A 15,551-nucleotide genomic window follows, 5' to 3' on the forward strand; every position below is an offset into this window, starting at 1 on the left:
CGCCGGCGTCTACGGGGCCGTCTGGGGGCTCTCACAACCCAGGACCGGCTATCTGACCGATCGTATCGGGCGCAAGATCCCCATTTGTCAGCGGCATTTTCCTTATGCGTCATTTCAGCCGCCCAATGGTTCAGGGGTTGTCAACGGTACGCCTTTTTTCAGAACCGCCCGCACGGCCCGCCAATCCGGCATTACCTGATCCAGAATGCGCTTGAAGCGGTCATTGTGCAGGCGCTCCAGCAGGTGCGCCATTTCGTGGACTACCAGGTATTCCAGGCATTCCTCGTCGTAATGCACCAGTTCCAGATTCAGCCAGATTCGGCGTGCCCGGATATTGCAGGTGCCCCAACGGGTTCGCATGCGCTTGATACCCCACTCAGCGACTCTGACACCCATGATGGGCTCATAATGGGCAATGAGCGCCGGGATGCGCTCTTTCAGCGTCTGCCGGTGCCAGGCTTCGATAACCCGTGCCTTGTGGTCGCGGCTCGCCCCTTCCCGCACATGGAGATCCAGGTAATGGGCCTGCTGGCAGGCGACATGGGCGGCCTGCGTCGTAGGATATACCCGCAACCGGTAACATCTGCCCAGATAATAATGGCTTTCTCCGGAGACATACTCCCGGGGCGAGAGCCGGTCCTGCTGGGCGAAGTTCTGCTGATGTTTTTTAATCCACTGCAAGCGAATCAGTACGGCGGCACGGATGGCTTCTTCACTGAGATGCCAAGGCGCCGTTACCCGGACTCTGCCCTCCGGCGGATACACCCCCAGATGCAGATTTTTGATTCGTTTCCGGACCACCTGCACGGTCAGGTCGCTGACTTCCAGCGTGTAGGCCTCAGGAATCACGCTGTTCCTTGACCAAGGCGATATTGAATCTGTAGGTATGAATACCACCCCCGAAGATCAGTAGTCATGTCGTGGCGTGTTCACCTAGTGTGCCTGAACTCATCCTGGTGATTGAGGGCTACATCCCCCATCACCATACCAACGTGCTAACGGCCATTTAAGCAGCAAACAGAATTCAACGCTACACTAGCACCATATTATTCCATGATATTCATATTATTTAGCTCCTCGGCTAGGTAATTGGAAAAACGGGCGGCAGAGACCGAAATCCCTCGGTTTTTGAGTTGCGCACATACTAATGGTACGGGGCGTATGTCCACGGCAGAAAACGGTCGATACACGATATTTTCGTTAATGCGATTTTTGGGTATCCCCGTTGAAATGACAAAGCCAATATTTTGCGTGCCGTACAGCAGGCCACGCATCACCTCATAGGAGTTGCTCTCGGCGGCGATATGAGTTTCTGATCGTCGACCGTGGAGCACGGACTCCAGCATTTCGCGTGAGGTAAGCCCCGGTGTCGGCAACACCAAAGGATACTGGATGCAATCACTCAAGCGAAGTGTACCTTGACTGGCAAGAGGGTGTGCGCGATCCATCGCCGCTACCAGAGGCTGCTCGGATATAGCAAGGTCGATGACGTCTGGGTGTCTGGGCGGTGCCACGATGACCACCAGATCGGCTTCAAATGCTAACAACGCACGAATCGCATCGCTATGTTTCGCTACGGTCACCGAGAAGGAAACCCCAGGATACTGCTCTCTGAATGTATTAATAATTCGTGGGATGAAATCGGCCGCCAATGCGGGGCTGACGGCGAGGGCAACATGGCCGCGGCGAAGTCCCTTGAGGCTATCAATTTCTGAGCGTAGGCGCTGCATGTCGGAAAGGTGCTGGCGTATATAACCCAGAAAAACTTCGCCTGCGGCCGAGAGACGCATCCCGCGCGGGTGCCGCTCGAAAATGCCAGTACCCAGTTCTTCTTCCAGATCCTGAACGCGGCGATCCAGTGCCGATGCCGTGATATGCAGCTTTTCGGCAGCGCGGCGAACCGAGCCTTCCCTGACAATCATGTCAATGTAGTTAAACAAGCGCAGGTGTTTCATGGCCAACCCCTCAAAGCGTTGCGTTTTATGTAACGCATTCACAACAAAATAACACTTTAATCATACATTGTATATGGTCAGTATGTCTTAACAGACAAGATGCACAGAATCATAAGGCGATAGCTGGTGCATCGTTTTTGGGCAGAGAATATCGGTATGCACCATTATGGTGCGGATAGAGAAAGGATACCTTACGTATCGTATAAATATACTGGTAGATCGGCATGGTATGGATATTGCGTATCTGGTAAGCAGTATAACCTCTGGAGTCTACAATGAAGAAATCAAATAAACACCCTTTAAGGCAGAGCCTATTGGTAGCAACAGGACTACTGGGCAGCTCACTTCTACCGGTCTATGCAGAAGTGGCCACCCCTACATCGCCTCCGGCCAAAAAAGTATATAAAATTAAGTCGGTTTCTAAGAATTTGTTGAGAATCGTCGAGAAGGCGGCGCTTACCCAGGTCAAACCAGTCTATGGTGCAGAAACTGCACTCATCCCCCAAAAGTTTTTGGAGGGCCAGGAGTCTACGCAGAATGCCTCGACCATTCTGAGTTTTGTGCCTGGGGTCAATGCCACCAGCACGAACCCCATTGGCGTCAAGACCCATATTTCTGTACGTGGTTTCTCTCAGACACAAGTAGGCTACACCTTTGATAATTTGCCCATAGCTGATTTGTTCAATGGCGGTTTATCCGGAGGTAATAACAATTATGCGGATTTGACGAATCTCATCCCGGTTACGCTGGGCGAAACCTCCGGCATCCGGGTGACCTATGGCACACCATCGCCAGATATCAACGCTGTCGGCGCTATTGGTGGGAATATTGATTATCTGCCAAAGATTCCGTCGGCAAAACGTTACGAGTCAGTATTTGCCGGTTATGGTTCTTTCGACACACGCAGCTATGGTGCCGAGATCAATACCGGCGCAAACCCTGGTTATGGCAACCTCCTGTTGAGATTCTCTTCGCGCCAGACTGCAGGCTACCTGGACCACAGCCCTGATCGCGAATATTCCTACTATGCGGCCTATGATTTACCGCAGATATCGCCGACCTCCAAGTGGTCAGTCATATTTTTGCTGAACAAAAACAAGGGCGCGACCGCGGCGCGAATGCCGGTTGCGCTGTTGCAGCAATATGGACCCTATTACCAGTGGCCGCTGTCCGTCACTTATGCGAATGGCACGGCGGAACATATGATGGCTATTGTGCAAAATAAAACGCTTATCTCATCTCACGCCGTTTTTGGTTTCAAGGGATTTTATGCCTTTACCAACTCCAATCGTTTGGAGTATGTGAATCCCAGTGTCAATATGCCTTATAACAGCTTTGTTACTTTTTATCTCAATCCGGCACAAACTGTCTGTCAGTATTCTGGAAATGATTTTGCAGGTAATAATTCTGCGGCATGTCAGGCGCAAACAATTAACGGGGATAATTATCACAGTTACAGCTATACCACAAATACTTTCGGGTTTAATCCTTCTGTCGAGTGGCTCAGTCATTATGTGGACTTAAAAGCCGGAGGATTAGGCGCGTTCTCTCTGTATCATTCGCGGGACTATGTTTACGGAACCCCGAATGTTCCCGAAGTGGCTGGTTACAATAACCTCTGGGATGAGCACGCATGGCGTCTGTACGGTAAGCTCTATGCGCAAGCAAAAATCAAGCTGGCGCACTCTTTGGCGATTACCCCTGGTCTGAAATATGAGACGGTGAGCACGCATATCAATGATGTGCCGGGGTACTACTACACCGTAGGTGCGAGCAGTGGCCGCTCTTACAGTGAGGTGAGTCCATACGCTGGTATCCAGTATAAGCCGATAAAAGCGGTAACTCTGTATGCCAACTATGCGGTTGGCTACAAGTATCCGAATATCACCGCATTCTATGCGGCTGACAGCAATGCTACATCGACATCGCCATCGACGCCAGTGACGATAAAACCGGAGCAAGTCAACACCTACCAGTTTGGGGCGGCTTACAAGCATGATGGCCTTGATGCGAGTATTTCTTTCTATCGCTCAGACTTCACACATACGTTCAGCTCTTACTATGATACAACAACAGGGTTGACTTATGAGTACAATATCGGTTCTTCATCGTATCAAGGTATAAACATTGCCACTGCTTACGCATTAGATAATTATATATCGATTTATGGTAACTACTCACTTCAGTCGGCACATTACACCTCAAACTCGTCAAGCGCTTATGGAGTTGCCACCAGCATTGGAGAGCCGCGGGCCAATACCCCGACTTATCTTGCGGGTGTGGGGATAGAAGGGCATTACATGGGTACGCGCGCCCGATTGTACGGCAATCTGGTCGGCCCGCAATATATTGAGGCCAGTACGGGTGCACCAACTTCTATCAGTATGCCCGCCTATGCGACCATGAACTTCAACCTTGCGCATACCTTTCGAATACATCAGTACGGGTTTAAAAATGTGACGTTCAGCTTGAGCGGGGTGAATCTCCTGAACTCCGAAGCCTCGGTGCTGGAAAAGCAGTTTCCTTATATCAATCAGCCCGGCAATTATTTAGAAGCGGAGCCGATGATGCCGCGCTCCTTCTTTGGGACGGTGAAATTAGTATTTTAAACCATGCCACCACCGGTCTATGGCTGATCCCGTGAATAGCGGCGCCGCGTTGGAGATTCACCATCTGGAAACCTTCTGGGTAGCGCCAGTCCCCGACCGGGATCGGTGCATGCATCCCGGTATGCCCTTCGTGATCTGGGTGTTGGGATCCCGCCTTGGCAGCGACGCCCGTGATCGGTGTGCCCCTTTATGGGATGGGATTGTGGAATTTTACCCTGTTCGTGTGTCGTCGGGCACGCTGATCTAGCTAGCTCCAGCCATGCTGCTATCGCTCATGGTCCGCCAGGTGCCATCATCTTCCTGGGATAGCGCGATGTACTTTAGGAAGTTAAATAACTATGGGTACGAGCATGAACATCGTCTGGCTTTATGCGTTTTCTGGGGCGATCGCGGGCATAATTTCAGGAATGCTAGGAGTTGGCGGCGGGATCGTCCTGGTCCCTATCCTGATTTTTATCTTTGGTGTTCTCGCCATACCCGAAGGCATAGCAGCGCATATGGCAATCGGAACGTCCCTGGCAACAATTATATTTACCTCAATGTCGGCAATATATGCTCAGCACAGGCGAAAAGCAATTGACTGGAATCTGGTCAGAAAGCTTGCTCCGGCGACCATTCTTGGAAGCCTCATCAGCGGTTATCTGGCAGGGCTGATTCCCGGGCTGGCATTGAAAGCAATATTTGGCGTATTTTTAGTGGCGGCGGCGGTGCAAATGTTTTTTGAATGGCGACCGGCACCTCATCGTACCCTGCCAAGCCCCTTAGCCCTTTTGGGCATCGGTACGGGTATTGGCGCGCTCTCCGCAATGTTGGGGATTGGCGGTGGCACGCTCACGGTTCCATTCTTCAATTGGTGTAATGTGGATTTGCGTCGGGCCATAGCTACATCAACGACTTTGGGGTTTGGACTGGCGATCTTTGGCACCATTGGTTTCATTGCATCCGGATTTCAACGGCCCGGGTTGCCGTCGGCCAGTTTTGGTTATGTTTCCTTGCCAGCTATGCTAGGAATAGCAAGTACTGCAGTGCTATTCGCGCCGTTTGGCGTTCATTTATCATATCGTCTTCCCGTGCGCCGACTCAAACGTATATTCGCTTTACTCCTCCTCTGCCTTGCGTTTAATATACTCCTGAATTTCATATAACTATGGCATATATGATTTGCCCATCAGCCGGAAGTAGCCTTCCCTACCACCTGAATTGTGATCTGGTAACCTGGTGGCCACTAAAGTCGACCAGGAAGAACTTACGGGTTACCTTAAACATGCTGACTAATGCGGAGAAATCCGTCTACAAGCAGATGGTGTATGACTCCGTCACGAACTGTACGCCAAACTCCCCAGCTGGTTCAAGGTACTTGCGTCCCTAGCAGCAATACTGTTTAGTTGGAAACAATCCCGGGGCATCGGTCACACGTCAATCGCAATGGATTGCCCCTATCCCTGATTAGGTATGCGCTCATTTCTCCGCGTACGCCGAGTGGCTTACGTTTGTCACGACCGGTAACGGCCGACCGGAAGCGATTGACGAGCGATCAATAGTGAACCCAACAGGTCTTTAACAGCGGCAAACCGTTGCGTTTTTTGAATACGTATCGCACCAAAAAAGAACTTTACCGAATCCAAAAATATGTCCATCATCATTATGAAAGAATTTTTTGGATGGAGGCGAAGCCTGCACTATTGTAGTGCAGTACAGCATTTCCTGCACCAAAAAAGAAGTTGCCAACTTGTGTTAGTGCGGTAACTATATGATCGTACGTGTGATATAGTCAATTGGTGCAAATGGCATGTTCTATGCTTAGTCTATGCCGGAGAGTTTTATCAATCACCTTGTGATGGAGTTTATATGACCTCGTTCAGTTATCTCGTACACCTTGCCAATTACTCAGATGGTGTTCTGTACCTGTTGATGATTCTTTTCGTGGTTGAGCTTGCCGTGATTTTCGATCGGGGCTGGTATCTTCGTAACGCCATCAGCAAAGGTAAGAAAATTCTTTGGGGAATATCCGTCCGCGGCAAGTTGAGGCGCCCCGACCTGGAAGATCTGGTGGCTTTGTCCAAGGGTCTTCCCGAAGAATCTCTGCTGGGCGTGGCGCTCCGGCATTTCAATTTGATTCATCATTACGGTAGCGCGCGTGGAGAAGCCTTCGCGAATCGTTTGGATGAAGCTATTTTTCTAATGACGCCCAATCTGGATAAGCGCCTTTGGATTTTGGACACCATCGTCACTCTGGCGCCCCTGCTGGGCCTGTTCGGAACCATACTGGGTATGTTCCACGCGTTCTCCATTCTTGCGGTGCCTGGTCATAATCCCACTTCTGTTACTGGCGGTGTTGCGGATGCGCTGATTGCCACCGCGTCTGGACTCTTTATTGCCATGATCGGCTTACTGAGTTTTAACGCATTCAACAATGCTATCGAGAAAACCATTTTCCAGCTTGAGTCGCTGAAAGTGGTGCTCATGAATCGCTTGGATGGGGCGCCCGTGGTGCTAGAGGAGACAGCAGTCAACGCCACGTCATCAATTACCGCATCTGAAATGGCCGTATGACGTTTCGGAAGATCTTTTTACTTTGGCAGGCAACGCAAGGAGTAAAGCATGTTACCCCAACGCCGGCCCCGCAAAAAAGGGCGTGTAGAAATCATCCCGATGATTGACGTTATGCTGTTTCTGTTGGTTTTTTTCATCATGATTACTTTGCAGATGATTACGGATAAGGGGTTAAAGCTAGACTTGCCCACATCCAGTGATACAAAAGTACTGCCGCATCCGCATTTCGTGCTCAATATACTGAAGGATGGCGGTGTTGTGGCGAAGGGCAAAAAAATGAGTCTGGATCAACTGCAGAGTTTCCTCGCTGGCGATGGCGATGCTAAACACACACAGGTGACGATTGCTGCCGATAAAATGGTGCCCTTCAAGGATTTTGTGCAGGTGATGGATGCATGTCAAAAAGCGGGTGTAACCAACATTGGTATTGCGGCGAAGCCAGCATGAGTATCCGTGTCTGTGCTCTGGGTGACGTGAGCGGATACCAAACGTACAGTTGGCGAGTGAGACAGTATTTGAAGATTGGGAATAGATTTGTATGACTACCACGATGCCTAGGATTGCGAATAATGCACTCATGCCGGAGCCGAAGGAACGCCATTTCAAGTATGCCGTGGGCGGTGCAGTGGTGGTTGAGGCTCTGCTCGTGCTCGGCTTGATCTGGTATGGACACAGCACGCCTCCGGTAAAGGCCGTTAAGCCCAAGGAGCACGTCATTGCGGTACAAATGGTGACTTTGCCGCAACCATCGCCGAAGGTGGTACCCAAGCCTTTACCGAAACCGGTTCCACCCAAACCAGTGGTGCATCATGTGCCTCCGCCACCGCCCCGTCCGCACCCGAAGGTGGTGATTCCGCCGAAACAACCGGCGCCAACGCCACCCGCGCCGCCGGTAAAACAGGTTACTCCTCCGAAGCCGGTGCCAATGCCGGCCCCTAAGCCGGTGGTGACTCCGCCGCCTGCGCCACCACCGATGTCAGCTCAGCAGACGGCGTCAATGATGGGGCGTTATGTTGGTATGGTACGGCCGATAATTCAGCAGAGCCTGCGTGTTCCCGCTGAGTTGCGGGCGATGGGGCTGAGTGGCAAAGCTACTGTGGAGTTCGAAATTTCTCCATCGGGTCAATTGCTTTGGGCGAAAATTATCAAGCCGAGTCCGTTAGGCGCGGTAAATCGTGCGGCACTTGCCGCGATTCAAAAGGGTGGCTTTCCACCATTTTTGAAAAAGATGCCTAAGCAGAATACGGTTTTTCAAATTGATGTAAAAGTAGGTGCTGGATCAAATTAGCGCTCTTACGAGTTAGTAGTGCTTCGGTCCAACGGGTTGTAACACTGAGGGAGAAGGGTGATGGGTGACAGACATTCAATAAGCGCCACGACAGAGGCAGAACGTACCAGCTCGGCGCCTCATGTCGCTCTGATCTGGCTCGCCGCGACCATGACCGCCTCCAGCCTGCCGGTCGGCGTCCTCATCGCCCAGTTGTTTCCTTTGGCGCCATTTCTGTGGGTTGTGCTGCTGGCGTCCACACTATTTGCCGCCGTGGGCATCCTCAGCATCCCGGGATTCCTGTATGGGATTCCGACCATGGCGGTTTCCGCACGCGTTTTTGGAAAGCCAGTCAATAAGCTGATTTCTCTAAGTAACTGGTTGTCTCAGTTGGGTTGGCAGGCCGTGGTGTTGGTACTTGTGGTGTATATCCTCCGCAGTGTTTTTGACAGCTATGGATTAGCACCTGCGAATAGCAGTATTTATTATGCCTTGGTATTGGCTATACTGGGCAATTTTGTGGTGCCCATTATCGGATATAAGGCCATCGTGACGGCGCAGACGGTGGGGGCGCTATTCCTCGCCCTGTTTGCGATAGCCATACTGGTATATCTGCATGGTGGACAGGCGCTTCCGATGCTGTCTGCCGTAGGCAACATTGACGGAATTCAAACCCTGGGTGGAATTTCATTGGCGCTCATGGGCGGCGCGTTCTCATGGACGATGTTTGCTTCGGATTATTCGCGGTATGTGCGGTGTGACACGAGCCTGGCTAAAATGGCGCTATGGCCGAGCCTCGGCGGATTTGCGGGGGTAGCCTCATCCTCGCATTAGCCATCACGCTGTATGTGCATGGCGGTATCCAGGTAGGACCTGCAGGAATAAGTCTCACGGCGGCCGGACTGGGCACTTCGGTACTGTATTTAGGTTTTTGCACTTTTGCGATATTGGGATTGTTGGCATCCAATTTCCTGAACTCTTACAGTTCCGCTTTCAGCCTCGCGGTGGTAGTGGGTAAAGATTTGGATCGCAAGAAAGTTACGGTACTGGATGCCCTGCTGGCAACATTGGTCGGTATCTATATGCTTTTTGTAGCGCCGTCATTCTGGGAATCTTTTCAAACTTTCCTGGATTTGCTGATTATTGTTGCGGCACCGTGGACCGGTGTGATGATCATCTACGTGCTGTGGGACGTGCTCCCGGAAGCACGCGGAGGGTGGAGCAGAATGCTATATAGGCCTGCCAATGTCTGGGTGCTCGCTATAGGGATCGCAGTTACCATATTGTTCTCCAATAATCCGATTTGGGAGGGATACGGAGCGCATCTATTGCATGGTACAGATATATCTCCATTGGCGGGTGTCGCGACGACAATTGTGGCATCAATACTCTATCGGATTTTGTTTTGTCACCATACGGCTACTGACGAGATGTGGCAGGTGAGAACGTTATCCAAACCGATTGTCAGTGAGATTACCGATGAAGGCGCCAACGGGTAAAGATGATGGAAAAAATATTTAGGGCGTCGATACTTAATCCGATAGATGCCAATACCTGGAGATTTTTCCAGGATGGTGCTTTAGGTGTCGATCAGGGCATCATTATGCGTATGGGTGATTTCACTACGATGCTGAGTCAGATCGACGCTGATACGGAAGTAGAAGATCTGGATGGGGTTATCGTTCCAGGCTTTGTCGATGTCCATTTGCATTGGGTGCAACATCGTGTCAGGGGACGTTTCTCTGGCGAACTCCTGACCTGGCTGCGAGAGTATATCTGGCCAGAAGAGGCGCGCTATGTGGATACCGATTTCGCCAGGGCTGCGGCGGCGCAATTCTATGGCGATGTATTGCGTGCGGGGACCGTGATGGGCATGAGCTATTCCAGCCCGCATGCCGAGGCCACGCAGATTGCACTGACGTCGATGCGTGGCGATTGGGTCATTGGTAACGTCCTGATGGCGATTAATGCGCCCCGTACATTGACTGACTACAGCCTGCATGATCCTGACGCGTTGCGTGCGTTTATGCGCCAAACGGATATTACACACTATGCACTGACACCCCGTTTTGCACCCAATCTGACGGCAGCATCGCTGAAGGCATTGGGACAGATCGCCGCCGAGAGTCCATGTTTAATCCAGACGCATCTCGCGGAATCGGTCGCGGAGCTGCAATGGGTTAAAGAGCTGTTTCCCGACGCTGCTCACTATACTGAGGTGTATGACCGCGCGGGTCTTCTGACGCCCCGAACGATATTGGGCCACTGTATTGAGATGCGTGACGAGGAATGGCGCTGTCTTCGGGCACGCGGCTCCTGGGTGGCGCATTGTCCTACCAGTAATGAGGCGCTGGGAAACCGACGCATGCCCTTGGAGCAAGTACGTGCTTACAACATCCCCTTTGCGCTGGCGAGTGACATAGGCGGTGGTCCCAGCCATAGCATGCTACATGTTATGCAGCGATTTCTGGGCGTACATCGGGAAGCTGGCGTTTCTGTTGTGCCGCAGGAGGCCTTGTATCGTTCTACCAAGGCGGGGGCCGAATGTATGGGCAGAGGATCCATCGGCGGTGATTTGACGGTGGGGAAACGTGCCGATTTTGTGCTCCTGCCGCAAAAGCCCGCAGTGGATTCTATAGAGCACTGGTTTGAGGAATGCTTAAGTGGTAACCCCACTGATCTGGAACAGCGTCCGCTGGGGACCTGGCTCAGCGGTGCACGGGTGGCCTAGGAGATGTATATGCATAGCCTTATAAAACATACGGAGCAACACCTTTTATGGAAGCTATAACAAACACTAAGGAAATACTGACAGATTTTGTGGGGAATCTGCCCAAGATAGAGCTGCATTTGCATATTGAGGGCACTCTGGAGCCTGAATTACTTATTGCGCTGGCTCAGCGTAACGGCGTGGATATTCCCTATAAGACGATAGAGGCGGCACGGGCCGCGTATCAATTTGAGGATCTGCAAAGTTTTCTGAATATCTATTATCTGGGGGCGTCAGTATTGCGGGAAGAGCGGGACTTTTATGAACTGACCCTGGCCTATATGTCCCGCTGTAAAGCCCAGCAAATTCGTCATGTGGAACTGTTTTTTGATCCGCAGACGCATCTTGCCAATGGTGTGGCATTGGCGGCGGTGATGGGTGGCATCACCGCCGCCTTACGAGACGCCGAGCGTGACTGGCATATATCCAGCGCATTGATTCTTTGCTTTGAGCGGGATCGCGATCCGCAACCCGCGGTGGCGCTGTTGGAGCGTGCTTGTGCTTTGGGGCGCATCGCCGGCATCGGTCTCGACTCCGCTGAGTTGGGCAATCCCCCAGAAAAGTTTCAGGAAGTGTTTAAGGTGGCCAAGTCCATGGGTCTGCATCGTGTTGCCCATGCGGGGGAGGAAGGGCCGCCCTCCTATATCTGGCAGGCACTGGATGTGCTCGATGTCGAGCGCATAGATCACGGGGTTCGCTGTTTGGAGGATCCGGCACTGGTGCGTCGCTTGGTGGATGACCGAATCCCGTTGACGGTCTGTCCATTCTCCAATGTCGCGCTTAAAGTGTTTAGCCGGTTATCTGAACATAATCTGGGCCGAATGTTGAAAGCAGGTTTGTTGGCGACGATTCATTCGGACGACCCGGCGTACTTCGGCGGTTACCTAAGCGAGAACATCATCGGGACACTTTCCGATCTGGATTTAACTGCGAAAGACGCATTACTTCTTGAGCGTAACGCCGTTGAAGCGGCTTTTTGTACGGACCAACGAAAGCAATCCCTGTTCATGGATCTAGATCAGTACAGAGCATCATATCAGAACCTATTATGAAAAACTCATCAGGGAGAAATCTTGTGAAGAAATACACGGTTTGGAAGCATATAATGTTGTGTGGTGCAGCCGGCTTCTCATTGACGGTGCCGCTGGCATACGCTCAGGCTATACCGGCGGCTGCAAAAATGCGTCCGCAAGTGATCGTGCTGACAGCATTCCCGCCCGAATGGCAAGCATGGACGGTGCAAAAATCTTTTCAGCATCAAGTGTTGCATGTGCCAGGTCTCATCACGCCCTTGATTTGCGATAGTAAAGGCGTCTGTGTTACGGAAACCGGGGAAGGGGAAATCAATGCCGCAGTCACCGTCACCAGTCTGGTGAAAGACACGGCTCTGGATGTGAAGAAGACCATTTTTATTCGTAGCGGCATTGCCGGAGGTGTGGACGAAGAAAACTCTGCATTGGGCAGTGTGTACATCAATAATTGGATAATTTCTTGGGCTTTTGGACATCATTACCTGAGTGATAAAAAGCAGTTGGCATGGTCCCCTCCGGGCTGCACAGATTATGCCGTGCCAGGCCACTGCGAGAATTATACTCGGAATATCATGGAAAATCTAGCATATAAAATAAATCCGGCACTGCTGAACATGGCGGTAAATGCCTCTGCCCATGTCGCGTTGGATAACTCAGTAGAAGCCAAGAAACTGGATAAAATATTTGGTATCTCTGCGGCGCCGAAAGTGATGGTGGGAGCCACTATCACGGGCAATGATTTTTGGATAGGCAAAGAGAATCAGGCTATAGCCGAGCAAATTGTGCATCTCTATACCCATGGAAAGACGACGTATACCAATACCGCCATGGAGGATCTTGGGGATGTGGCGGCGCTCTCGCGTTTCGGTTTGGCGGATCATTATCTGTCCATACGAGGGATCTCTGACGTGGATGTCCCGCCCCCCGGTAAGACCGAAGAGGAAATTTGGAAAACAGGCGATTTATATGCCAGCGCTCTCGCCGAGCGTAATGCGGTGATCGTCACCGAGGCCGTTATCGCGCGCGTGTTACAGGATGCTGCATGAACATACGGGTCACCGAAATATCCGTTGGTGCGTTTCTGGCCCCGGAGCAAGGAGTGTCACCGTGTCTTTGACCTTGATGAAGCAGCGACCTGACCAGCAGGCGGCGACCCCCAGCCGTGTCGACGGTGTTGCCAAAGTCAGGGGAGTGGCTCTCTATGTCGATGATCTGCCCTGCGCAGATGTGATCTATGGAGCGACGGTGCGCACTACTGAGGCTGGTGGAACGCTGCAGGAGGTGGCTTTTGATCCCGCCATAGACTGGTCGGAATTTGTGGTGGTGACGGCGCGGGATATTCCGGGTAGGAATGCCGTAAGGCTCCTGGAGGATGACCAGGTAGTGCTTGTTGACCACGCGTTTCGGCACGCTGGGGAGGCCGTGGTATTACTGGCTCACGCAGACCAGGAAAAACTCAGAAAAGCGCTGAAAGGTGTTTCTCTGGTGGAATTACCCAACCCATCTCCGATTTTTGACATCGATGCGGCACTCGCTGCGCAGCAAGAAATCATACCCGGCAATATTTATACGGATTATCTTCTGGATCGGGGTAATGTTGCGGAGGGAGAGCATCTTGCCGGTGTCGTCATCGAAGAGCGCTTTCTCACCCCATCCCAGGAGCAACTCTATATTGAGCCGCAAGGTATGCTGGCGCATTTGCAGAAAGACGGCAGCATTCTGGTAGAAGGTTCCATGCAGTGTCCCTACTACGTGTTGGACGCATTGGTTCAGTGTCTGGGGATGGATAAGGATCATCTGCGGGTGGTGCAAAGTACCACCGGTGGGGCCTTTGGCGGCAAGGAAGATTATCCCTCGGTGATTGCCTGTCATGCGGCGTTACTGGCGCTCAAAGCGGGTGGCCGTCCGGTAAAACTCGTTTATGAGCGGGGTGAGGATTTGCGGGTAACGCCTAAGCGTCATCCTTCCCGCACCCTGATTCGTTTGGGGGCCAATAAGGCCGGAGAATTGCAGTTTATCGATATGGATTTCGCCATTGATGGCGGGGCTTATCGTACCCTCAGTCCGGTAGTGCTCTCCCGTGGTGTTATTCATGCACCGGGACCATATAAGTGCCCCCATATCCGGGTCAGGGGGCGCGCCGTGGCGACCAACCATCCGCCCTTTGGCGCATTTCGCGGATTTGGTGCGCCGCAAAGTATTTTTGCCATGGAAGTGGCCATGGACCGGCTGGCGGGAAAACTGGCTATGGACCCTGCCGAATTGCGCCGGATAAATTTGTTGCGTACCGGCGATGTGAATCCCACGGGTGATGTGATGGGAGCTGACTGCTTTGCCCATGCCGCGCTCGATGCGGCATTGGAGCACACGCATTACTACCATCGGCTGGCGGAGTATAGGGCCTGGAATGCGGCCGGACACCAGACCCGCAAAGGTATTGGCCTGGCGACTTTTGCCCATGGCGCTGGTTTTACCGGCAATGGCGAATTGTATCTGGCGTCCCGGGTTTCTCTGCAAGCTCTGGCCAATGGCCATGTCGAAATTCTCTGTTCCAACACTGAAATGGGGCAGGGCGCGGCGACCACGCTGGTCCAAATTGCGGCTGACGCGCTGGGCCTGCCCATGGATTGCGTACATCTGGCGCAGGCGGATACCTCCAGGGTGCCAAATTCCGGACCGACGGTCGCCTCCCGCACCTGTATGGTGGTCGGGGATCTCATCCAGAAGGCGGCGGGACAATTATTGCAACGGCTGCGGGAAACGGCGGCGTTAGCGGCGTCCCATGACGCACAAAGTTTTGCCGCAGCCTGTGCCCGGCTTTGCGCAGCCGCCGGGGATACGCTGGTGACCGCACAATACCAACCGCCGGCGGACATGCGTTGGGATGAGCAGGCCTTTTTGGGGCGGGCTTACGCCAGTTATGCCTGGGCGGCTTACATTGCCGAAGTGGAAGTGGATGTGTTGACGCTCGCAACGCGGGTGCGTGATTTTACTGCGGTACAGGAAATCGGCAATGCGGTGCATCCGGTGATTGTGCAGGGCCAGATTGAGGGGGGCGTCGCCCAGGGTATTGGTTATGCCCTCTATGAGGATGTGCTCTGGAATGAGCGCGGGGTCATGGCCAATGACCGTCTGACCAATTACATCATCCCCACTAGCGCGGATTTAGGATTTATTCACGTGGTGTTGCTGGAAGGCGGGTTGGGAGCTGGTCCCAAAGGAGCAAAGGGCGTCGGTGAATTGCCCATGGATGGTCCGGCGCCCGCTATCGTCAACGCGATTCAGCAGGCCTTGGATATCGATATTCGCCAGATCCCGGTCAGGCCTGAAATGCTGCTGGAGCTGACGGTGAGCGGAGGGAATTGA

The 15,551-nt window shown here is 52.5% G+C and carries 13 protein-coding genes; 11 read left to right on the forward strand and 2 right to left on the reverse strand.

The features are described 5' to 3' along the window. Positions 1-114: 114 nt before the first annotated feature. Together AFERRID_RS09940 and AFERRID_RS09945 are read right to left on the reverse strand one after the other, a co-directional pair. Positions 115-849 carry a M48 family metallopeptidase gene (locus AFERRID_RS09940; protein ID WP_126605121.1) on the reverse strand — a complete coding sequence of 245 codons (735 nt, stop codon included), beginning with the start codon at positions 847-849 and terminating at the stop codon, positions 115-117. A gap of 197 nt (positions 850-1,046) precedes the next feature. Continuing rightward, positions 1,047-1,955, reverse strand: coding sequence for a LysR family transcriptional regulator (locus tag AFERRID_RS09945; RefSeq protein ID WP_126605122.1), 909 nt, complete (start codon positions 1,953-1,955; stop codon positions 1,047-1,049). 275 nt (positions 1,956-2,230) lie between these two features. Between AFERRID_RS09945 and AFERRID_RS09950 the strand changes: the two genes are divergently transcribed. From AFERRID_RS09950 to AFERRID_RS10000, 11 genes are all read left to right on the forward strand, one after another. Then, on the forward strand, positions 2,231-4,564 hold the full coding sequence (locus AFERRID_RS09950) for a TonB-dependent receptor (protein ID WP_126605123.1): 2,334 nt from the start codon (positions 2,231-2,233) through the stop codon (positions 4,562-4,564). Between the two features lie 350 nt (positions 4,565-4,914). Continuing rightward, complete coding sequence (locus AFERRID_RS09960; protein ID WP_113527123.1) at positions 4,915-5,709, forward strand: sulfite exporter TauE/SafE family protein; 795 nt, start codon at positions 4,915-4,917, stop codon at positions 5,707-5,709. Between the two features lie 703 nt (positions 5,710-6,412). Continuing rightward, entirely contained in the window at positions 6,413-7,117 is a 705-nt protein-coding gene (locus tag AFERRID_RS09965; RefSeq protein ID WP_113527015.1) for a MotA/TolQ/ExbB proton channel family protein, read from the forward strand. 48 nt (positions 7,118-7,165) lie between these two features. After that, complete coding sequence (locus AFERRID_RS09970; protein ID WP_126605125.1) at positions 7,166-7,564, forward strand: ExbD/TolR family protein; 399 nt, start codon at positions 7,166-7,168, stop codon at positions 7,562-7,564. A 91-nt stretch (positions 7,565-7,655) separates the two neighbouring features. Further along, complete coding sequence (locus tag AFERRID_RS09975; protein WP_126605126.1) at positions 7,656-8,405, forward strand: energy transducer TonB family protein; 750 nt, start codon at positions 7,656-7,658, stop codon at positions 8,403-8,405. A gap of 60 nt (positions 8,406-8,465) precedes the next feature. After that, entirely contained in the window at positions 8,466-9,218 is a 753-nt protein-coding gene (locus tag AFERRID_RS15645; protein ID WP_232027495.1) for a cytosine permease, read from the forward strand. Then, entirely contained in the window at positions 9,170-9,883 is a 714-nt protein-coding gene (locus tag AFERRID_RS15650) for a hypothetical protein (RefSeq protein ID WP_232027497.1), read from the forward strand. The genes AFERRID_RS15645 and AFERRID_RS15650 overlap by 49 nt, the downstream gene beginning before the upstream one ends. 2 nt (positions 9,884-9,885) lie before the next feature. Further along, a complete protein-coding gene (locus AFERRID_RS09985; protein ID WP_126605127.1) occupies positions 9,886-11,115 on the forward strand; it encodes an amidohydrolase family protein in 1,230 nt (409 codons plus the stop codon). Positions 11,116-11,162: 47 nt separating this feature from the next. After that, positions 11,163-12,206 carry an adenosine deaminase gene (locus AFERRID_RS09990; RefSeq protein ID WP_113527010.1) on the forward strand — a complete coding sequence of 348 codons (1,044 nt, stop codon included), beginning with the start codon at positions 11,163-11,165 and terminating at the stop codon, positions 12,204-12,206. A gap of 23 nt (positions 12,207-12,229) precedes the next feature. Next, on the forward strand, positions 12,230-13,231 hold the full coding sequence (locus tag AFERRID_RS09995) for a purine nucleoside permease (protein ID WP_225981957.1): 1,002 nt from the start codon (positions 12,230-12,232) through the stop codon (positions 13,229-13,231). A gap of 61 nt (positions 13,232-13,292) precedes the next feature. After that, entirely contained in the window at positions 13,293-15,551 is a 2,259-nt protein-coding gene (locus AFERRID_RS10000) for a xanthine dehydrogenase family protein molybdopterin-binding subunit (RefSeq protein ID WP_126605128.1), read from the forward strand.

Source organism: Acidithiobacillus ferridurans, from assembly GCF_003966655.1.
GTDB classification, from domain to species: domain Bacteria; phylum Pseudomonadota; class Gammaproteobacteria; order Acidithiobacillales; family Acidithiobacillaceae; genus Acidithiobacillus; species Acidithiobacillus ferridurans.